At 43.3% G+C, this 21,158-nt stretch carries 19 protein-coding genes and 1 other RNA gene; 3 read left to right on the top strand and 17 right to left on the bottom strand.

Annotated elements, in window-relative coordinates; genetic code table 11:
* Positions 1-40 precede the first annotated feature (40 nt).
* Positions 41-2,413 carry an SF1B family DNA helicase RecD2 gene (recD2, locus tag FQT28_RS01850; RefSeq protein WP_143989233.1) on the top strand — a complete coding sequence of 791 codons (2,373 nt, stop codon included), beginning with the start codon at positions 41-43 and terminating at the stop codon, positions 2,411-2,413.
* A gap of 40 nt (positions 2,414-2,453) precedes the next feature.
* On the opposite strand, the gene tig is transcribed toward recD2, so the two are convergent.
* From tig to FQT28_RS01765, 17 genes are all read right to left on the bottom strand, one after another.
* Positions 2,454-3,737 (bottom strand): trigger factor, encoded by a 1,284-nt coding sequence (gene tig / locus FQT28_RS01845; RefSeq protein ID WP_143989232.1) that lies wholly within the window; start codon positions 3,735-3,737, stop codon positions 2,454-2,456.
* 92 nt (positions 3,738-3,829) lie between these two features.
* Positions 3,830-4,486 carry a DNA alkylation repair protein gene (locus FQT28_RS01840; RefSeq protein WP_143989231.1) on the bottom strand — a complete coding sequence of 219 codons (657 nt, stop codon included), beginning with the start codon at positions 4,484-4,486 and terminating at the stop codon, positions 3,830-3,832.
* Positions 4,487-5,119, bottom strand: a complete 633-nt coding sequence (locus FQT28_RS01835; RefSeq protein ID WP_084947018.1) for a response regulator transcription factor — start codon at positions 5,117-5,119, stop codon at positions 4,487-4,489.
* A gap of 10 nt (positions 5,120-5,129) precedes the next feature.
* Positions 5,130-6,128 (bottom strand): envelope stress sensor histidine kinase LiaS, encoded by a 999-nt coding sequence (locus FQT28_RS01830; protein WP_125398569.1) that lies wholly within the window; start codon positions 6,126-6,128, stop codon positions 5,130-5,132.
* Positions 6,125-6,823: a cell wall-active antibiotics response protein LiaF gene (gene liaF / locus FQT28_RS01825; RefSeq protein ID WP_143989230.1), complete on the bottom strand. Its 699-nt coding sequence runs from the start codon at positions 6,821-6,823 to the stop codon at positions 6,125-6,127. The genes FQT28_RS01830 and liaF overlap by 4 nt, the downstream gene beginning before the upstream one ends.
* A 167-nt stretch (positions 6,824-6,990) precedes the next feature.
* The gene (gene fni, locus FQT28_RS01820) at positions 6,991-7,992 is read right to left on the bottom strand and encodes a type 2 isopentenyl-diphosphate Delta-isomerase (protein WP_125449592.1); all 1,002 of its coding nucleotides are present in this window, start codon (positions 7,990-7,992) and stop codon (positions 6,991-6,993) included.
* Positions 7,976-8,983 carry a phosphomevalonate kinase gene (locus FQT28_RS01815; RefSeq protein WP_125450416.1) on the bottom strand — a complete coding sequence of 336 codons (1,008 nt, stop codon included), beginning with the start codon at positions 8,981-8,983 and terminating at the stop codon, positions 7,976-7,978. Before FQT28_RS01815 ends, fni begins: the two co-directional genes overlap by 17 nt.
* Complete coding sequence (mvaD, locus tag FQT28_RS01810) at positions 8,970-9,923, bottom strand: diphosphomevalonate decarboxylase (RefSeq protein ID WP_143989229.1); 954 nt, start codon at positions 9,921-9,923, stop codon at positions 8,970-8,972. The genes FQT28_RS01815 and mvaD overlap by 14 nt, the downstream gene beginning before the upstream one ends.
* Positions 9,905-10,783: a mevalonate kinase gene (gene mvk, locus FQT28_RS01805; protein WP_125450420.1), complete on the bottom strand. Its 879-nt coding sequence runs from the start codon at positions 10,781-10,783 to the stop codon at positions 9,905-9,907. The genes mvaD and mvk overlap by 19 nt, the downstream gene beginning before the upstream one ends.
* Positions 10,784-10,900: 117 nt before the next feature.
* The gene (locus tag FQT28_RS01800; protein WP_143989228.1) at positions 10,901-11,881 is read right to left on the bottom strand and encodes an N-acetylmuramoyl-L-alanine amidase family protein; all 981 of its coding nucleotides are present in this window, start codon (positions 11,879-11,881) and stop codon (positions 10,901-10,903) included.
* Between the two features lie 99 nt (positions 11,882-11,980).
* Positions 11,981-12,670, bottom strand: coding sequence for a response regulator transcription factor (locus tag FQT28_RS01795; RefSeq protein WP_038804114.1), 690 nt, complete (start codon positions 12,668-12,670; stop codon positions 11,981-11,983).
* Positions 12,671-12,681: 11 nt separating this feature from the next.
* Positions 12,682-14,106, bottom strand: a complete 1,425-nt coding sequence (gene gndA, locus FQT28_RS01790; RefSeq protein WP_084947036.1) for an NADP-dependent phosphogluconate dehydrogenase — start codon at positions 14,104-14,106, stop codon at positions 12,682-12,684.
* Between the two features lie 75 nt (positions 14,107-14,181).
* Complete coding sequence (gene mapZ / locus FQT28_RS01785; protein WP_143989227.1) at positions 14,182-15,633, bottom strand: cell division site-positioning protein MapZ; 1,452 nt, start codon at positions 15,631-15,633, stop codon at positions 14,182-14,184.
* 12 nt (positions 15,634-15,645) lie between these two features.
* On the bottom strand, positions 15,646-16,803 hold the full coding sequence (locus FQT28_RS01780; protein ID WP_143989226.1) for a THUMP domain-containing class I SAM-dependent RNA methyltransferase: 1,158 nt from the start codon (positions 16,801-16,803) through the stop codon (positions 15,646-15,648).
* Positions 16,804-16,886: 83 nt separating this feature from the next.
* An RNA gene (gene rnpB, locus FQT28_RS01775) (RNase P RNA component class B) lies at positions 16,887-17,268 on the bottom strand.
* A 20-nt stretch (positions 17,269-17,288) separates the two neighbouring features.
* The gene (gene gpsB, locus FQT28_RS01770; protein ID WP_000146526.1) at positions 17,289-17,618 is read right to left on the bottom strand and encodes a cell division regulator GpsB; all 330 of its coding nucleotides are present in this window, start codon (positions 17,616-17,618) and stop codon (positions 17,289-17,291) included.
* A 69-nt stretch (positions 17,619-17,687) separates the two neighbouring features.
* Positions 17,688-18,215 carry an SLOG family protein gene (locus FQT28_RS01765; protein ID WP_143989225.1) on the bottom strand — a complete coding sequence of 176 codons (528 nt, stop codon included), beginning with the start codon at positions 18,213-18,215 and terminating at the stop codon, positions 17,688-17,690.
* 66 nt (positions 18,216-18,281) lie between these two features.
* Here FQT28_RS01765 and recU point away from each other — a divergent pair, with 66 nt between their 5' ends.
* Positions 18,282-18,878: a Holliday junction resolvase RecU gene (recU, locus tag FQT28_RS01760; RefSeq protein ID WP_143989224.1), complete on the top strand. Its 597-nt coding sequence runs from the start codon at positions 18,282-18,284 to the stop codon at positions 18,876-18,878.
* Positions 18,875-21,022 (top strand): penicillin-binding protein PBP1A, encoded by a 2,148-nt coding sequence (gene pbp1a / locus FQT28_RS01755; RefSeq protein WP_143989223.1) that lies wholly within the window; start codon positions 18,875-18,877, stop codon positions 21,020-21,022. The genes recU and pbp1a overlap by 4 nt, the downstream gene beginning before the upstream one ends.
* Positions 21,023-21,158 lie beyond the last annotated feature (136 nt).

Below are 21,158 nucleotides of genomic sequence, written 5' to 3'. Positions count from 1 at the left end.
GAGCTCTATCCCAGCTCTTTTTCTATCAAAAAGGAAACCTATGGAAGTTTATTTTTCAGGCACCATTGAACGCATTATTTTTGAAAATGTCAGTAATTTTTATCGCATCCTCCTCCTAGATATCGAAGATACTAATGCGGAGGACTTTGACGATTTTGAAATCATCGTTACAGGAACCATGGCTGATGTAATCGAGGGTGAAGACTATACTTTTTGGGGGCAAATCGTTCAGCACTCCAAGTATGGAGAACAGCTACAAATTAGCCGTTACGAGAGAGCCAAACCAACTAGTAAGGGTCTAGTCAAGTACTTTTCTAGCAGCCATTTTAAGGGAATCGGTCTCAAGACTGCCCAGAAAATCGTTGATACTTATGGTGAAAACACTATCGACGAAATTCTGGAGCATCCTGAAAAGCTGGAAAGCATTGCAGGACTCTCTGCAAAAAATCGTGAAGCTTTCCTCTCTACCCTTCGTCTCAACTATGGGACAGAAATGGTCTTGGCAAAACTTGCCAACTACGGCATTCCTAATAAACTAGCCTTTCAGATTCAAGACTTCTACAAGGAAGAAACGCTGGATGTTGTCGAAAACTATCCCTACCAACTGGTCGAAGATATCAAGGGCTTGGGTTTTACCATTGCTGACCAATTGGCTGCCGAACTAGGCATCGAAAGTCAGGCTCCTGAGCGCTTCCGTGCTGGCCTTGTCCACAGTCTCTTTCAAGGCTGTATGGAAACAGGGGATACTTATGTTGAAGCCCGAGATTTGCTGGAACAGACCCTGACTCTCCTCGAGTCTTCCCGTCCCGTGGAACTCGATCCTAGCCAAGTTGCCCAAGAACTCTCCTACCTCATCGAAGAAGACAAGGTTCAGCAGATTGATACCAAAATCTTTGATAACAGCCTCTTTTTCGCCGAAGAAGGCATTCGCAGTCACTTGGTTCGTATCCTTGAAAAAAGAAAGCAGAAAAGCCAGGATTTAGAAACCATTCAAAAGCATATCGCTAGTGTTGAGGAAGAACTGGGTATTGAGTATGATAGTATCCAAAAGCAGGCTATCTGCGAGGCCATCCAGAACAAGGTCTTTATCCTAACAGGTGGACCTGGTACGGGTAAGACGACTGTTATCAATGGGATTATCGCTGTTTATGCTCTCTTAGAGGGACTTGACCTCAGAAAAAAAAGCAACCTGCCTATCCTTCTAGCAGCTCCAACTGGTCGAGCAGCTCGACGCATGAATGAATTAACAAGTTTGCCCAGCGCGACCATTCACCGCCATTTGGGAATGACGGGAGACGATGATACCATTCATCTGGAAGATTATCTGGATGCCGACTTTATCATAGTAGATGAGTTTTCTATGGTGGATACTTGGCTAGCTAGCCAACTCTTCTCTAACATCTCTTCTAACAGTAAAATTCTCATCGTGGGAGACAGTGACCAGCTACCGTCTGTCAGTCCTGGACAAGTCCTGGCTGACCTGCTCCAGATACCCCTGATTCCGCAGACGCGCTTGGAACGGATTTACCGTCAGAGCGAAGAATCAACTATCGTCACCTTGGCTAGTCAGATTCGACAGGGAATCTTGCCAGCTGACTTTACTCAGAAAAAAGCTGACCGCTCCTACTTTGAAATCGCTAGCGGCCATATCCCAGCTACGATTGAGAAAATTCTTGGTGCTGCCCTCAGAAGTGGCATTCCGGCTCGTGATATTCAGGTATTGGCGCCTATGTATCGAGGAACTGCTGGTATTGACGCTATAAACCAACTCATGCAAGATTTGCTCAATCCACCACAAAAAGATCAACTCAGTTTTGAAGCTCCCCAGTGCCACTATCGAACAGGGGACAAGGTCATTCACCTTGTCAACGATGCCGAAGTCAATGTCTTTAACGGAGACCTAGGCTACATCACAGATTTGATTCCTGGCAAATACACCGAGTCCAAACAAGACGAGATTGTCATTGATTTTGATGGCAATGAAGTCGTATACCCTCGAAATGAATGGTACAAGATTCGACTAGCCTATGCCATGAGTATCCATAAGTCTCAGGGAAGTGAGTTTCCTGTTGTCATCCTGCCCATCACTAGTGCTAGCAAGCGCATGCTGGAGCGAAATCTCATCTACACAGCTATTACACGGGCCAAGAGCAAGCTCATCCTTCTTGGCGAATTACAGGCCTTTGACTATGCAGTCAAGCATATCGGGACTGCTCGCAAGACCTATCTGATTGAACGCTTTCAGGATCTGGTCGATTCAGTTGACCAAACCAGCCCAGTCCCTACCGAAACGACAAATCATGAGAACTCTCCTCTATCCTACATCCTCACCGAGGAAAACTGGTCCAGCATTCCAGCAATGATCGGGATTACAGATGCAGACCTCAAAGAGATCTTTGGAAATAGACCATAAGAAAACCCACCTAATCAGGTGGGCTTTTTCTCTTTCAAGATTATTTTACTGTTGCAGTGCTTGTAATCAATTCAACAGCTTTTTTGATTGTGATATCGTGTTTCAACATATCAGCTGAAAGCAAGTTCTGAACTTGCGCAACTTCCATGTTGTAAGTTGCTGCCAATTGTTCGACTTCTTTTTGGATTTCTTCTTCAGTAGCGTCAAATCCTTCAGCCTTGGCAACTGCTTCGATAACAAGGTTAGTCTTCGTACGTGACTCAGCTTCTGCTTCGTATTGTTTGTGAAGGTCTTCTTGAGTAGTTCCTGTGATTTGGAAGTACATATCAGGGTTGATACCTTGACGTTGCAAGTTTCCAAGGAATTCATTTACTGAACGGTGAACTTCTTCGTGGATCATTTCTTCTGGAAGTTCTACGATTTCAGCGTTTTCTACAGCTTTATCGATTGCTGCGCCTTCAAGCGCATCTTTGTATGCTTCTTCTTTAGCAGCAGTCAATTCTTTGCGGTATTTTTCTTTCAATTCGTCAAGAGTTTCTACTTCTTCGTCGATATCTTTTGCAAGTTCATCGTCAAGAGCTGGAACTTCTTTTGCTTTTACTTCGTGGATAGTTGTTACGAATTTAGCTTCTTTACCTGCAAGGTCTTCTGCTTGGTAGTCTTCTGGGAATGTTACAACAACATCAACAGTTTCGCCAGCTGAGTGTCCTACCAATTGGTCTTCGAAACCAGGGATGAATTGACCTGATCCAAGTCCAAGTGAGAAGTTTTCACCTTTTCCGCCGTCGAATTCAACACCATCGATAGAACCAACGAAGTCAATCACAACAGTGTCGCCATTTTCAGCAGCACCTTCTTTGATAACCAATTCAGCCAAGTTGTTGCGTTCACGTTCGATACGTTCTTCAACGTCAGAATCTGTCACTTCTTTTTCTACATCAACTGATACTTCAAGGTTTTTATAGTCACCCAATTTAACTTCAGGTTTTGTCACGACTTCAGCAGTGATAACCCAGTCTTGACCTTTTTCCATTGAAGTGACGTCAATTTTTGGTTGCGCAACCACTTCAAGACCAGCTTCTTTTACAGCTGCTTCATAAGCGTTTGGCAAAAGAGCGTTCAACACATCTTGGTAAAGTGTTTCTTCACCAAATTTTTTATCAAAGATAGGACGTGGAAGGTGACCTTTACGGAAACCTGGAACGTTAAGAGTTTTCTTTACTGAGTTAAATACGCGGTCCACTTCTGGTTTGATTTGGTCTTGAGAGATTGTGAAAGTCAAGACACCACGGTTTGTTTCTTTGTTTTCAAATGATACAGACATTCTGTCATTTCTCCTTAAAATTTTTTAAATACAGCCTATTATAACATAAACGGGCGACTTTTTTCAAGTAATGAATACGCTTTTCAATAGTACTAGAGGTACTTACTGGCTTCCTTGATACTAAGTTCAGCCATTCTTTTCTTATTCTTTTCAATAAAACGTGCTACCCATTCGGGATTGGTCTTGGAGTAGTCTCTTAGAGCCCAGCCGATAGCTTTGTTGATGAAAAATTCTGTCTGATCCAGATTGTTGAGCAGGATCTTTTCCATCAGTTGGACATTTGTTTTCTCTTTTCTTAATAACTGGTGGTCAATAGCGACTCGTCTTAGCCAGATATTGTCCGATATGCTCCATTTTAAAATCACTTCTTCAAGTTCCGGATAGTCAGCTACCAAACTTCCTACTACTCTGTCTAAAATATCTACCGTGTCCCACCAAGGCTTGGTCACGACCAGGCGCTCAAGCTTAGGCAAATCGTCCTTCGTTAGATAAGACTGCATGGCTTTCAAATAGTTGGCAGCCACATATTGGTATTCTCTAGGCTCCTTTTCCCAGCAAGTGTCTACAAAATCCCAGTCAATAACTCTTGTTTTTTTCGCGCTTGGAAAGTACTTTTTATAGAGGGCATTTCTTTCAGGACCTGCAATCCCTAGAAAGGGAAATTGATGGCGCATATAGGCTTCCATGGAGCCTGCTTTCTCAGGGTCTTTTGCCGCCTCTAACTCCCCAAGTAAATCTACAAGACTCATCTAAAAGTCCTCCTGCCCGACCAAGTGGTGCTGAAAGGCATAGACCGCCGCCTGAGTGCGATCACTGACCTCAAGTTTGGCAAGAATGTTGGACACATGGGTCTTGACCGTCTTGAGAGAGATAAAGAGTTCATCTGCGATGCGCTGATTTTCGTAGCCCTTAGCTATCAGTTGGAGCACATCTCGTTCACGCGCAGTCAATTCCTCATGAAGTTCCATATGATTGCGGTGGTATTCGACCTTCTTGCTGACCTCTTGCTCAATAGCCAGCTCGCCCGCTGCTACCTTACGGACAGCGTGGAGCAATTCGTCTGCACTTGAAGTCTTGAGCATATAGCCCCTAGCACCAGCATTCAAGACCGGCATGATTTTTTCATTGTCCAAGTAAGAAGTTACAATCAAAATCTTGGCTTCAGGCCATTCTTTGAGGATGGCTAAGGTCGCATCAATTCCATTCATCTCAGGCATGACAATATCCATGACAATGACATCTGGACGCAGTTCCAAGGCCAACTCAATCCCTTGAGACCCGTTTGCAGCTTCGCCCACAACTTCTACATCGTCTTGGAGGTCAAAGTAGCTTTTCAAGCCCAATCGGACCATTTCATGGTCATCTACCAGTAAAATTTTCATCTCTACTCCTTTATGATTCCTTGTCTAGCAGGGGAATACGGATATCAACCGCCAGTCCTTGCTTGGGAGCTGTCAAGAGTTGAACCGTTCCTGCCATATCTTCAACCCGCTCCTTGATATTTCGCAGTCCATAACTCAAGTCGTCTAAGCTCCCTAACTGGAAACCAATCCCATTGTCCACTACCTTCAGCTGCAATTCAACATCTGTCTGATAGAGGTAGACATCTAGGCATGAGGCCTGGGCATGGCGAAGGGTATTGCTGATCAACTCCTGCAAAATGCGGAAGATATGTTCTTCAATCTTCTTAGGCAATTTAGACACATTCTGCTTGAGACTAACCTTGAGGTCACTCTTGTCCTCAAGCTCCTTTAAAAGGATTTGAATTCCTTCAACCAAACTCTTCTCTTCCAACTCTACAGGTCGCAAATGTAGGAGCAAGACCCGCAGATCTTTCTGGGCTGTCTCTAGGATGGCTGCAACACTTTGCAACTGGGTCTGCATCTTTTCTCTATCAAGCTTCAAAGCCTGCTGGCTGACACCTGATAAAATCATATGGGCCGCAAACAACTCCTGACTAACCGTATCATGTAAGTCACGTGCTATCCGCTTCCGCTCTTTCTCGATGATTGCTTCTTCCTTGACCAGACTTTGATTTTCAGCCTTTTGAACAGCTTCTGTCAAGAGATTGAGTTTGCCAGACAAGGACTTAAAACTGGCATCCAAATCTGGATCTGCAAAGGGAATCACCTCTTTTCCTGCTAGCAGTCGCTTGAGATTGATCTGCATTTTTCTGCGAGAAATTTCTTCCATCACGCGCCAAAAGAGGACAAAAAAGAAGGTCATGGAAAGGCTAAAGACCAAGATCAAGAAGATGAGTTTCTCCGTTTTCTCAATATCCTGTAGCAAATAGGACCAATCAAGATTGAGAATATCAAGCAGACTATTAGCCAAAAAGAGGATAAAGAGGAAAGAAGTCAGGCTGATTAACAGATAGGATTGCTTTTTCATCCTCTGATTACCTCCACATCACCAACCATACTGGTTAGGAAAATTTTGACGCTCTTGTTACTCTTGAGGTAGTCTCTGGTTTCCTGATGATAGTGTTCGTTGCGGAGGGATCTCTTAGGTTGATGAAGGAAGGTAAGATCTCCATAAAGACAGTTAACACTGAGGCTGATTTCCACATCTACGGGTACGATAATCCTAGTCGTTCCGACCATCTTTCTAAGGATAATGACATTGTCATGATTGGTTAGGATGACTCTTTCTAGATGAATGGTGTCCTTTCCCATGAGACGAAAGAGATTGATATCATCAAACTGGCAGGTCTGGTGACTAGAAAAATGATGGAGATTGCCAAACCAGCGATTCTTTTCATTTTTAACCGTCACTACCTCTTCAAAGACCAAGTCGGTCTCCTCTCTTTCTTGATTCATCATCGGATAGAGAAGAAAGAGACTGTATATGACTGCTACAAAGATAGCTAAAATCACAAAAGGATTGAGCATGACGATGAAAAAGAAAAGAATGGTAGCCACAAGGAGGAGAAAGTTGTTGCCCTCTTTGCCTGCATAATAGCGTATCAGGAGAAGAAAGAGGAATAAAATCAGCAGAAAACGCGAAAAATGCTCTGATACCATCAAAATCAGAGCTCCCGTCAACAGACAGGCTTCAATAAATAAAAAGATTTGAAATTTTTTCATAGACGCATCCTCTCCCTTCTATTTTATCACAATTCAAAAAAGTCACCTCGGTCTGAGGATGGAAAAAGGAGATAGGACAGAAATCGCTCGTACAAGCTAGGTTCTTTCAGCCCACTACCGTTGGACAAAAGACTACAAAAAAGGGCGGGATTCTTGTCCCGACCTCTCTACATCTGATCTTTTGCTTCTTTGAGTTTGCCATAAAGAATATAGTCTACGTTTTGCAGATCCGCTATGGTTGCACAATTAAGGGCACACATGATCAAACGCAGATCTTCTTTCCAGCCTTGAACAATACCAATCACTTCTTCGACGGTATAGCTTTCAACCAATTCCAGAACGGTACGTGACAGTCCTACAGCCTTGGCACCAAATACCAAGCACTTAATTATATCAAGAGGATTTCGAACGCCTCCACTGACCAAGAGTTCGACCTTGTCTTTCCAGTCTTGGGCATTGAGAAGGACCTGCATAGTAGACTGACCCCATTGATTGAGGTAATCACGCTGACCACTGCGACGGTTTTCGATATAGGCAAAGCTAGTACCACCACGGCCCGACAGGTCAACCGTTCGAACACCTAGTTCATAGGCTCTCTCGATGGTCTTCACATCCATCCCAAAACCCACTTCCTTGAGAATAATAGGAACAGGGATTTGCTTGCTGTAGTCTGCCAGATGCGATTGCCAGCTTCTGAACTTTCTTTCTCCCTCGGGCATGAGTAATTCCTGCATGACATTAACATGCACTTGGAGGAGAAGAGGATTCATCGCTTCTACAGTCTGAAGTCCTGACTCGATAGGCTTGTCCAAGCCAATATTGGTTCCAAGGAGGAGATTTGGACGGCTAGATTTGACAGAAAAAGAGGCATCTGTTGGATCTTTGAGGGCTGCGCTATAAGATCCCGTCACAAACAAAATCCCACAGGCTTCTGCCGCCTGAGCCAGTTTTTGATTGATTTCTTTACCTTTTTCGCTCCCACCCGTCATGGCATTGATATAAAAAGGAAAGTCCCACTTTCGACCTGCAAATTCTGTCGAAAGATCGATTTCATCTAGGTCATAAAGCGGTAGCGAAGAGTGAATCAACTCCACCTCATCAAAGCTATTATAGGAACTTTTCTGCTCAAGGGCATAGCGGATGTGCTCGTCCTTACGATTTGTCGTCATGTCCTATCCTTTCTTGGTATAAGAGCTCAATCCCCAGATCGGCCCAGCGATTTTTTAAGGTTTCAGTTGATTGCTCATCAAAACTCAAGGCAATGCCACAGTCACCACCACCAGCGCCACTACTCTTGGCAACAGCCTGCAAATCTTGACTGGCTTCTTTCAACTGTCTCAGCGAAGGTGTGTAAATATCTGGGCTCAAACCTTCTAAAAGCTGACTGGCTGTTTCCAGCTGCTCGATAATTTTTTCTGCATTCCCATGCTCCAGGGCTTCTACCAAAGCAGATACCGTTGCTTTTGAGAAAGTTAAAAAGTTCTGGCCTATGTTTTGCTTGATTTGCTGAACCATTTGACTCGATACAGCCACTTCCTTGGTCCATCCCACTAGGAAATCACATTCTAGGGTTGGTTTCACTTGTGAGATAGAAAAGCCCCAGTCACGCTCCAAAACTGTCGCCAAGCTTTCTTCTTGCAACCAAGCAGCTATCTTCTTTCGATCAAAAGACTGGTAGAGAACCAAATCTTCTGCCACAATACAGGCAAGGTCCCCCATGGAACCATTGTCGCCTCGCTTGAGCAAGACCGCGCTAGCCAGCTTGAACAAGAGTTCCTGATCAACCGTAATATCATATAGAGCCAGTAGGGCCTTGATCACCAAGACAACAACGCTACCACTAGAACCCAGACCAAACTTTTTCCCTTCCCGTTCCATTTTGCCACGGATTTCTAGAGAAAAAGGCCTTAAATCCTGACCTCGATAAGTCAGGAAATCTTCCACTAAAGCAATCGTTTCTTGAATCAAACTGTAGTCAGGATTTGGCGTCAAGTCCACTGCGAAATCAAACAGATCTGAGTAGATACGGTAGCTGTCAGAAAAAGCAATCTCAGCCTTCATATAGATGGGGATAGCTTTTATCAAGGCTAACTGTCCTGGCTCTAAAATAGCATACTCACCCGCCCAGTATAGTTTTCCGCAAGTTTTAACAGCAATCATCTTGGCTCAAATCCTTTGTTTTTGACACAATTAAGCGGTAACGTTGACCAAAGATTTCTGATAAATGCTCCAAGTTTTCCTCTTGACAGAGGACCTTGACATTAGGACCAGCATCCATGGTAAAGTAGCAAGCCTCGCCTTGCTCACGAAGTTGGCGGACAAAGTCCATCGCTTCATAGGAAGCATCCGTTAGATAAGAAAAGGCTGGACTAGCAGTCTTGGTCGTAGCGTGCATGGCTAGGGCATTTTTCTCCGTTAATTCCCCAACCTTAGCAAAATCATTCTCTTTGAGATAAACCAGCATATCCTGATAATCCTTCTCAGACTGGCGAACCCAATCATCAAAAGTCGTCGAGGTTTCCACACAGAGTTTCATCCCATCACGGCTAGAGATTGGTTTTTTCTTGTCCTCCAGCACCAACATAATCATAGCTAGTTTCAGGTCTGTCTCTACAGGGTAAATCTCTCCACTATCCTTATCCCAAGCACCTAGCGGTCCATAAAAACTGCGAGAGGACGACCCTGAGGCAAACTTAGCCTCCTGCGCCAACTGGCTCCGATTCAAGCCAAGCTGGAAATAAGCATTGCAAGCCTTGACCAAGGCGGACAAACCACTAGAACTGGATGACAAGCCAGCCGCAGTCGGCATGTTGTTTTGGGTATCGATACGGACAAATCCCTCACCTTCTGGACGGTAACGGTTGATGATTTTGCTCATCTTGGCATGCTCAGCCTCACTCTGAAGCTGACCATTGATATAAAAGGCATCAGCAGTCGCATCCGTCGGTAGAGGAGATAAGGTCGTCTCTGTGTACATGTTTTCCAAAGTCAGAGAGATGCTGCTAGTAGCAGGAACCATCTCTTTTTCTTTTTTCTTTCCCCAATATTTGATAATGGCAATATTTGCGTAGGAACGTACTGTTACAGGCTTTCGATCCATGTCTGAACAGCTCCTTTCTCTTCTAATCGTTTTGCTAGTTCTTGCGCTTGGTCCAGATTGGCTACCAAGGCGATAATACAGCCTCCTAGCCCACCACCACTCATCTTGGCACCCAGAGCACCATGGTTAAGAGCCGTTGCAACAAGGGAGTCTGCTTTAGGGCTACTGACACCAATTTCCTTTAGATGTAAATGAGCTTGACTGAGGATTTGTCCCAATCCTTCAGCATCTTTTTGTCTAATTGCATTTTCTGCTTGCTGGGTCAATTCTCCCAAGGCATGCAAAAACGGTAGGGCATTCTTGCCCTTACTTTGAACCACTTGGATAGCTTCACGAGTGTGACCATACACACCCGTATCTGCAATTACCAAATAGGCGGATAGGTCCATCTCAAGCTCTGTAAATCCAACGTTTTTAATAAAGCGAATAGGTTGGTCACTGAGACAGGTTTTTGCATCCAAACCACTAGGATTCATATGGGCAATCATCTCAGCCCGATTGACCAAGATTTCTAGCACATCATGAGGCAAGTCGGCTTGATAGTAGTCAAAAACAGCTCGAATGGCCGCTATGCTGATAGCTGCTGACGAACCCATCCCCCGTTTTTCAGGAATAGCTGAGTCAATCACACAGCGAATACAGGCTTCTTTGATATCCAAATACTCCAGCGAAGCATAAACTGCCATGGACAAGGTATCCTCCTCATAGAGACGCCAAGGACTCGCTGCAGGAACTACCTTACAAGTCACCTCCACCTCCAAAAGAGGCAGGGAAATGGCAGGATAACCGTAAACGACCGCATGCTCCCCTATTAAAATAATCTTACTATGTGCCTGACCGACACCAACTTTTTTTGTCATGTTTTCCTTTAACCAGACGGAAAGACCGTCTCATTTCATACAGTAGTATTTTCTCCTATCTATTTTATTATATTTTCACAAAAAAAGCGATTGTTTCCTTCACAATCGCCTCTTTCATTATTGGACCCATTCGCCATTATAGTTGACAGAATAGCCTTCTACAGTTGTATTCACTGCTAAAGCACCTGAACTATATGCGTAGTACCATTTACCATTAACCTGGAACCAACCAGTCTTCATATCGCCATTATTTGCATGTAGGTAATACCAAGTCGAACCATCCTTAATCCAACCAGTTGCCATAGCTCCTGATGAACGGAGATAGTACCACTTGTTACCGACATAAGCCCAGCCTGTCTTCATATCTCCATTTTTAGCATCTAGATAATACCAAGTCGAACCATCTTTAATCCAACTAGTTGCCATAGCTCCCGATGAGCGGAGGTAGTACCACTTATTACCTAGATATTGCCAACCAGTTTGCATAATACCAGTTGTTGGATCTAGGTAGTACCAAGTCGAATCATCGTTTATCCAACCCGCACGTCTTTCACCACCAAGGTAGTCTTTTCCTAAATGACCTGTTTTTGCTAGATAGTACCAATTAGATTGATCGTAGAGCCAACCTGTTTTTAAAGAATGATCTTCATTAAAGTAATAATTTGCTAATTTAAGAACTTCTGGCCCTTCAAAGCCTTCACCATATTTTTTACCAACAGTTAATGAATCTTTAACCTCTAATTGTTGCCAGCCAACAAATTCTTGTAATACCCCATCTTGATCAAAGTAGTACCATTTATATTGAAGGCCAATTTCGAAAACTGGACGATTATCAAATAAATCATCACGATAACCCGTCCCAGGAATTTCTAAGTATTGCCAGCCGACTACCATTTCTCCATCATCATCAAAATAGTACATTTTACCGTCTATTTTATGCCAATAGATCGCTTTATGGTCATCTTTTATATAGTATTTTCTATTGTCCTTATCAACAAACTGCCCACCTGTGGTATCCGCCAATACTGTACTTGTCGCTAAAAGACCAAGAAAAAACACTGCTAATCCAACTTGCATGATTTTTTTCAATACTTTCATTCCTTGTATCCTCCTGAAACGATTGTAGCAAAGACTTTACCGTATGTCAATATATAGAAACTTCTCAAAAAAAGCAGTTACACAACTGCAACTGCTTCTCTATTCTTGCATGGTGTAACCAACACCACGTACGGTTTTAATGTAGCTTTTTTGACCTTTTACATCAAGCTTGCTACGTAGATAACGGATATAAACATCCACGATATTAGTTTCTGTCGCACTTTCGTACTTCCAAACACTTTCCAACAACTGCTCACGAGTCAAGACCTTCTTGCTTCCCATGAGAGTGGCCAAAAGGTCATACTCACGGCGCGTCAGAGCAATCATCTCCTCGCCACGATAAACGGTATGATGTTCTACATCCATACGCAAATTGCGGTAAGACGTTGGGACCTTCATCTGACTACAGTGTTGGTCGATAAAGTCCCGACCTCGGAAAATCGCTGAAATACGAGCCACCAGCTGATCAATAATAACTGGCTTATAGATGTAAGAAACGGCGAAGCGCTGGATTGTCTCAATCTGGTCTTGCAATTCTTCGCGATGGTCCAAGACCATGATCACTGAAGCTGGTTTTGTCCGACTCAGCTTGTCTGCAAAATCCTGGGCCGTCATATCCCCCAGACGAGCATTCAGTAAAATCAAGTCATAATCTGTCTGGAGAGCCATGGAGAGGGCTTTTCCCCCCTCCTCGACCAGATCAACACGGTATTGCTCTTTTTGGAGTTCCAGACTGAGAAAATGAGCGAGATTTCGTTCTTTCTCAAGTAATAAAATCCGTTTCCCCATGGCAGACCTACTTATTTTTCGTCATACCAAGAGTAGTGGAAGGTTCCTTCTTTGTCTTTACGTTGGTAAGTGTGGGCACCAAAGTAGTCACGTTGTGCTTGGATCAAGTTAGCTGGAAGGTCCGCTGAACGGTAGCTATCAAAGTAAGTAATGGCTGCTGAGAAGGTTGGCACTGGTACACCAGCTTGAACAGCAAGAGCTACGATATCACGAACTGCTTGTTGGTACTTAGCAGTAACGTCCAAGAAGTATTCATCCAAAAGAAGGTTAGCAAGATCTGCATCGCGATTGTAGGCATCTGTAATCTTTTGCAAGAAACGTGAACGGATGATACAGCCATCTCGCCAGATAGATGCGATATCCGCAAATGGCAAGTTCCAGTTGTTTTCTTTAGAAGCCACACGCAATTGAGCAAAACCTTGTGCGTAAGAAATGATTTTTGAGAAGTAAAGGGCTTGACGAATCTTTTCGATCAACTCAGCCTTGTCTCCTTCAAATTTGAAAGCAGCTGGTTTTGGAAGGACCTTGCTAGCATGTACACGCTCTTCTTTGTATGTAGAGATGTAACGCGCAAATACTGACTCAGTGATAAGTGACAATGGCACACCAAGGTCAAGTGCTGATTGGCTAGTCCATTTACCAGTTCCTTTGTTTCCCGCAGCATCCAAGATGTAGTCTACGATTGGTCCATCTTGGCCTTCATCGTCTTTGCGGCTCAAGATATCAGCAGTGATTTCGATCAAGTAGCTGTCCAATTCACCCTTGTTCCACTCAGTAAAGATTTCAGCCATGTTTTCTGCAGAAAGACCAAGCAAGTGTTGCATGAGGTCATAGCTTTCTGCGATCAATTGCATATCCCCATACTCGATACCGTTGTGAACCATTTTCACATAGTGACCAGCTCCATCAGGACCGATGTAAGTCACACATGGTTTGCCATCTTCTGGTGCTTTAGCTGAGATTTCTTCGAGAACATCTGCTACCAATTCATAAGCTTCTTTTTGTCCACCAGGCATGATAGAAGGACCTTCAAGGGCACCTTTTTCACCACCAGAAACCCCTGTACCAATAAAGTTGATACCAGAGTTTGCCAATTCTTCATTACGACGGATGGTATCTTTGTAGAAAGTGTTTCCTCCGTCAATCAAGATATCACCCTTGTCAAGGTGTGGAAGAAGAGCTTGGATAGTTGCATCTGTACCAGGTCCAGCTTGAACCATGAGCATGATACGACGAGGTTTTTCGATAGATTGAACGAAAGACTCTACATCGTAGCTAGGTACAAAGTTCTTTTCTGGATGGCAGGCAATTACATCTTCTGTTTTTTCTTTACTACGGTTGTAAATGGCAACTGTATAGCCACGAGATTCGATATTTAGGGCAAGGTTACGACCCATTACGGCCATACCTACGACACCAAAGTTAGCTTTTGTCATGTGACACTCCTCTTGTTTAATATGTTTTATTTTATCATTTTTACCTATGAAAGGAAAGAATTTTGTAACGGACTCCTAGTAATCCAAATCATCTGCGTGACCAGCTCCATTACCAACAAAGTATCCAGTCTTACAGTTGAGGGTGAAGAGATAGGTTCCATCTGGTTTGTAGAGGTTGTAATAACCATTTCCGTTTACGATATTGACCCGTTCTAGGATATATTGATTACCAGTGATATAACCACGAGCGCGTGATGTTGCTAGGATTTGTTCCAAAACACCATCAGCAAAATTCCAGGCAGGGTTGTTGCTATCATCTACAGCTGATTGGTTGTACGGTACACGACTAGCACTTCTTTGAAGATTGACACCATCGCTAGACAAACCTCCACTTTCTGGTCTGCTGGCAGATGCTGAACTTGATGAAGCAGACGAACTGCTCGTACTGCTATCAGTCGTTGTACTTGAACTTTCCTGACTACTGCTACTTGAACTTGAACTAGAGGCGCTTGTTTGCTGGCTCTTACCAAGGCTAATGGCCTTATCTAACAGTTTATCTAGCTCTGTATTTCCTGTTTTAATTTCTGTAAATTTAGCATCTGCCTTGACCTTTGCATTGGTATCCAAGACACCGTCGGTAATTGCTGGAGTTTCAAACTGATTATTCACTTCTTGCACAGCCTTGATTTGAGCTTCTAAACTATCATACTTAGACTTGGCCAGAGTGTGCTCTCGGCTACCTTCGAGTTTATCTAGTTGAGCCTTGAGTCGGTCCAACTTGTCAAACTGACTATTTTTCAAAGCCGTTTTATTAGCATCTGTATAAAAAGCATCGTAGAGGGCATTAAACTCTTGTAGGGCTGTTTGTGTTTCTTGATTACTAGAAGAAGACTGGGAAGACTGGATGGCTTGGTTGGAGCGATTTACTTGACGATAGATATAGTAACTACCTGCCAAGATAAGGGCTGCTGCCAAGGCTGAACCGATAACAAACACGCGCTTCTTTTTAGAATTAGAAACTGTTTCTGATTCTGCCTGAGCTGAGCGTGAAAGTAGAGCCGTCCCTTCCTCTTCTTTCTCATCAGCAACCTCTGCTGGCTCTTGCTTTTCCAACACAAGCGGTTCCAAGTCTTGATTTTCTTCTCCCAAAGGAGGCAAAATCACATCCGAGCTTGTAGTTTCCACTGAGTCTGACACCGTTTCTTCTGAAACTGTCTCGGGTTCCTCTATGATTGGTGCCGACTCTTCAGTGATTTCTGAGACTTCCTGTGTCGTCAATTCTTCTTGAGCCTGAGCTTCCTGCAGTTCTTCTTTTTTAAATTGACGTGTTTCAAACTTGTCGGCTTCGATTTCCTCGCGGTGCTGTTTGATGTATTTATCCAAGATATTGTCCTCAGGCAATACTCCAGCTTCAACTTCTTCGTTTTTACGGATGACTTGACCAACTGTCAGATCTTTCGCCTCGTCAAAATCAAATTTGGATTCTTGATGCTCTTTTTTATGACGATTGTGTCTTTTTTTACTCATCTGTCTTCCTTTCTACTTTACCTCTTGGCGCTTCACACGCTGACCAAAGTATTGATATAAATCCACTTTTAAGGTTCCGTTATACAGTTTGCGTTTTTTATCAGCTGGACTTCCGTACTTGCTTTCAAAAGCTTCGTCACTCGTCAGGATAAACTTACTCCAGGTTTTCAGTGGTGCAAAGACTTGTCCCATCTCAGCATAGAGCTTGGTAACTCCTGCATCATCCGACAAACGTTCACCATATGGCGGATTGGAAATGATAACACCATTTATTTTGTCTGTGCGCAAGTCTTGTACCCGCATTTGCTTAAAAGTGATGTCTCCAGCTACACCAGCTGCTTGAGCATTGGCCTTGGCAATTTCTACCATACGAGCGTCTATATCACAGCCCATGATATCCAGTTCAAGTTCACGGTCAATTTTCTTAGCCGCCTCTGTGCGAACTTCTTGGATTAACCGATCGCTGACCCAGTTCCATTCCTCAAAAGCAAAGGAACGGCGAAGTCCTGGCGCCATCTTTTTAGCTATCATAGCCGCCTCGATACAGAAAGTTCCTGAACCACAGGTCGGATCAATCAAAGGCTTGTCTGGATACCAGTTAGAGAGTTGTAAAATGGCCGCTGCCATATTTTCCTTGATAGGCGCTCCACCCTTTTCCGTACGATAACCACGTTTAAAGAGGCTAGAACCTGTCGTGTCAATCATGACAGTTGCCACATCTTTGAGAATAGATACCTCAATCTTAAACTCGGGACCAGTTTCCATCAAGGGAATCCCTTCTGGACGGGCATAGTGCTTTTGCAGTTTCTTCACAACCGCCTTCTTGGAAATAGCCTGAACACTAGGCTCATTGTGCAGTTTAGACTTGACACATTTGGCCTTTGAAATAGGGAAACGTGCCCCGAGCGGGAGATAGTTTTCCCAATCTAGAGCAAAAACTCCTTGGAAAAGTTCTTCAAAGGTCTTAGCCGGAAAGTTCCCAACTACAATCTTGATACGGTCAGCTGCACGAAGCCAAAGGTTGGTCTCGATGATTGCCTTCACATCTCCTTGAAAACGAACACGGCCATTTTCAACCTGGCAATCATAGCCCAGGTCTCGCACCTCACGTCCAACGACAGCCTCGAGACCCGCCGCAGCAGTTGCGATTAAATTAAATTTTTCTTTCATTTCTAGTCTTGCAAGACCTTTCTCTTGTTCACTTTAAAAAATGAGGTTGAGAAAAAGTTCTCAGCCCCAACCTATATGCAATTTTCTATAAGCCATGTTTTGTTCCAGAAGTGACTAGGACCACTTCCTTCGATAATCATCTGTCTACCGCTAACAGCCTATAACTGATAGCAGTCAGAGTACTACGTTCGTTTCCGTGCACTCCATGCCCCGACCAAAATTTGGGTTGCTAGCTTGAGGGGTTTACCGCGTTCCACTCTCTCTGTTTCCAGAAAGACTCCGTCACTGTGGCACTTTCAAGCCTACTCTGACCTATCCAAAGACTTAGCCATTTCGACTGCCGTAACGATCTCTCGTCCCTAGGCTTATGGATTCGCCTAGCACAAACACTACAGGCATCACAGCCTGTGCTAGCATGGACTTTCCTCATGAAAAGGGATTCTCTTCACGCGATTATCCAAAAATTGCATCTAATAGACACCTAATTATAACTCAGAATTGTCTACAATTTGCTTACCGAATACTTCTTTTTCAAGTCGATTCAATCGTTTCAAAATATCAAAATTTGTCATTGGAGTAGAACTTGTTACTTCGATAGAACTTTGTTGAGTAGAACTTGCCTGTGGCTTGTTAGACAATTCCTCCTTCAAATCAGCAATCTCCTGACGAAGAGATTTGACCAAAGCTGCGTAAGTCTCATAATCCTTGATCACATCATCTAGGAACTCGTCTACCTCTGCCTTACTATATCCGCGAACTTCACGTCCAAACTCTTGTTCAAAAATATCTTTTGCTGAAAAAATAATACTTGCCATTTCTCTCTCCATTCTTGATTGCTATTCTTATTATATAAAAAAAGACAAACAAAAATCAAGGTCAAAGCCTCACTTTTCGGAAAAATTTTCCACCATTTCGTTCAGATCCTCAAATGTTAATCTTTTTGTAATATAGCCTTCTTGATTTTTCATCATCTGGTAAAAATACTGTAACTTGGTTTCATTTTCTTCGTCATAAAACAGGTAGCATCCATCCGTATTTTCCAGCAGAAATTTCTGATAATCACGTAGTTGCCCCTTGTGCTCATATTGTGGATAGGCATATTTGACAAAGTCAACCTGCTTAAACTCACTGAGTTTGATTTGATTGGCCTCATTCCAGTTACTACCATGGGTTTCAAAGGCAAAAATCGTTGCCAACTGAAAGCCATAGTCTGTTTTCATGTCTTTTGCCACTTGAAGCACCCAATACTCGAAGCCCAGAGTCCCTGTAAAGACAAGCCAGGTCACCCCTTCTTCTGCTAGACGTTCTAGATCTCTCCGAATGGCAGTTTTGATAATATCAACGCGAATATCCTTGTCATTAAAGAGCCCAAGGTCGAAGGCTGAATAGCCTAAAATCAAGGCTGTTGTCATTTTTAACCCTTTCTTTGTAAATTTATGATATAATAGAGTGATGTTATTGTACCAATAAGGAGAATTATGGTCAACTATCCACATAAACTTTCATCACAGAAGAGACAAGCCCCCCCGTCACAAACTAAAAATTTCGCAAATCGGGGAATGTCTTTTGAAAAGATGATCAACGCTACGAACGACTACTATTTGTCACATGGATTGGCAGTGATTCACAAGAAACCGACTCCCATCCAAATCGTACGTGTCGACTATCCCCAACGAAGTCGAGCCAAGATCGTTGAAGCCTACTTTAGACAGGCCTCAACGACTGACTATTCAGGGGTTTATGATGGATACTACATCGACTTTGAAGCAAAGGAAACTAGGCAAAAACATGCGATTCCGATGAAGAATTTCCATCTCCATCAGATCCAGCATATGGAACAAGTTCTTGCCCAGCAAGGAATCTGCTTTGTCCTCCTTCACTTTTCTTCTCAGCAAGAAACCTACTTATTGCCGGCCATTGATTTGATTCGTTTCTATCATCAAGATATGGGACAAAAGTCAATGCCACTTGGATATATTCGAGAAAATGGATATAGGATTGAGCCTGGTGCCTTTCCACAGATTCCCTATCTCGAAGTTATCAAAGAACATTTACTAGGTGGTAAAACAAGATGAACAAACAAACTTTCCTGCGAATAGCTAAGTATGTCAGTATCTGCCTTTTGACCTTATTTATCGCAGCTATTATGCTAGGTGGAGGCCTTTTTCTGTACTATGTAAGCAAGGCTCCGGCTCTATCCGAAAGCAAACTAGTCGCTACAACGTCTAGTAAGATCTATGACAGCAAAAATGAACTTATCGCTGATCTGGGTTCTGAGCGCCGTGTCAATGCACAGGCTAATGAAATCCCTACGGAGCTGGTCAATGCAATTGTCTCTATTGAAGATCATCGTTTCTTCAGTCATCGAGGAGTAGATACGATTCGTATCCTAGGCGCTTCCTTACGAAACCTTCGTGGTGGGGGTGGTCTTCAAGGTGGTTCTACCTTGACACAGCAGTTGATTAAACTAACCTATTTCTCAACGTCAACATCTGATCAAACACTTTCACGTAAGGCACAGGAAGCTTGGCTAGCCGTTCAGTTAGAACAAAAAGCAACCAAACAAGAGATCCTAACTTACTACATCAACAAGGTCTATATGTCCAACGGAAATTACGGGATGCAAACGGCAGCCCAAAACTACTATGGTAAAGACCTCAAAGATTTAAGTCTACCTCAATTGGCTCTCCTAGCTGGAATGCCCCAGGCTCCAAATCAGTATGATCCCTACTCTCATCCAGAAGCGGCACAAGAACGCCGAGATCTGGTTCTCTCCGAGATGAAGGGACAAGGTTACATTACAGCCGAACAATACGAAAAAGCCATTAACACTCCTATTACAGACGGACTTCAAAGTCTAAAATCTGCTAATAGCTATCCTCCGTATATGGACAATTACCTCAAAGAAGTGATTGATCAAGTCGAACAAGAAACAGGCTACAACCTTTTGACAACGGGAATGGAAGTTTATACCAATGTTGATCCAGCCGTTCAACAACGTCTCTGGGATATCTACAATACCGACGAATACGTTAATTATCCAGATGATGAGTTGCAAGTAGCTTCTACCATCGTAGATGTCACAAATGGAAAAGTCATCGCTCAATTAGGTGCCCGTCACCAATCAAGCAATGTTTCCTTCGGTATGAACCAAGCTGTCGAAACCAACCGTGACTGGGGTTCAACCATGAAACCCATCACAGATTACGCGCCAGCCTTGGAGTATGACATCTACGACTCAACTGCTGCTATCGTTCATGACGTACCTTATAACTATCCTGGGACCAACACCCCTGTCTACAACTGGGATAAGAGTTACTTTGGAAACATCACGTTACAGTATGCTCTTCAACAATCACGGAACGTTACAGCTGTAGAAACCTTGAATAAAGTCGGTTTGGATAGAGCCAAGACCTTCCTAAATGGACTCGGTATTGACTACCCAGATATGCCCTATGCCAACGCGATTTCCAGTAACACAACCGAATCTAACAAAAAGTACGGGGCAAGCAGTGAAAAAATGGCCGCAGCCTATGCTGCCTTTGCCAATGGCGGTATTTACCATAAGCCAATGTACATCAACAAAATCATCTTTAGTGATGGTAGTTCAAAAGAGTTTTCTGATTCAGGAACACGCGCTATGAAAGAAACTACTGCCTACATGATGACAGAAATGATGAAAACGGTCCTAACCTACGGAACAGGACGTGGTGCCTACCTATCATGGTTACCACAAGCTGGTAAGACTGGTACATCAAACTATACAGATGATGAAATCGAGAAATACATCAAGAACTCTGGTTATGTAGCTCCAGACGAAATGTTTGTCGGCTATACTCGTAAATATTCAATGGCTGTCTGGACCGGTTACTCTAACCGACTTACTCCTATCGTTGGTGATGGCTTCTACGTTGCAGCTAAGGTCTACCGTTCAATGATGACCTATCTCTCAACTGATGATCACCCAGGAGATTGGACCATGCCTGAAGGCCTTTACAGAAGCGGAGAATTTGTCTTTAAGAATGGAGCACGCAATACGTGGACCCCTTCATCATCTACACAACAAAGTTCGACATCTGAAAGTTCTAGCTCAACATCTGAGAGCTCGACTTCTCAGTCAAGTTCAACTACTCCAAACACAAGTCAAACGCAGACGATTCCTCAACAATCAGACACTGCACCTGCTGAGCAAAACCAACCAAGTCAACCGCAACAATAAGCAAAATCCTGAGAAGTAAAATTCTCAGGATTTTTATTCTTTATAGCTCAATAGTTTATCCCAACAGCACCATAACTCTTTTAATAGTTTCTCTAACTATTATAGAGGTTATGGAGCTGTCTTTTCACTTTCTCTT

The organism is Streptococcus oralis, from assembly GCF_901543815.1.
Lineage (GTDB): Bacteria > Bacillota > Bacilli > Lactobacillales > Streptococcaceae > Streptococcus > Streptococcus oralis_CM.
Note: the sequence above shows the minus strand (reverse complement) of the source record. Positions and strands in the feature narration are given on the sequence as shown.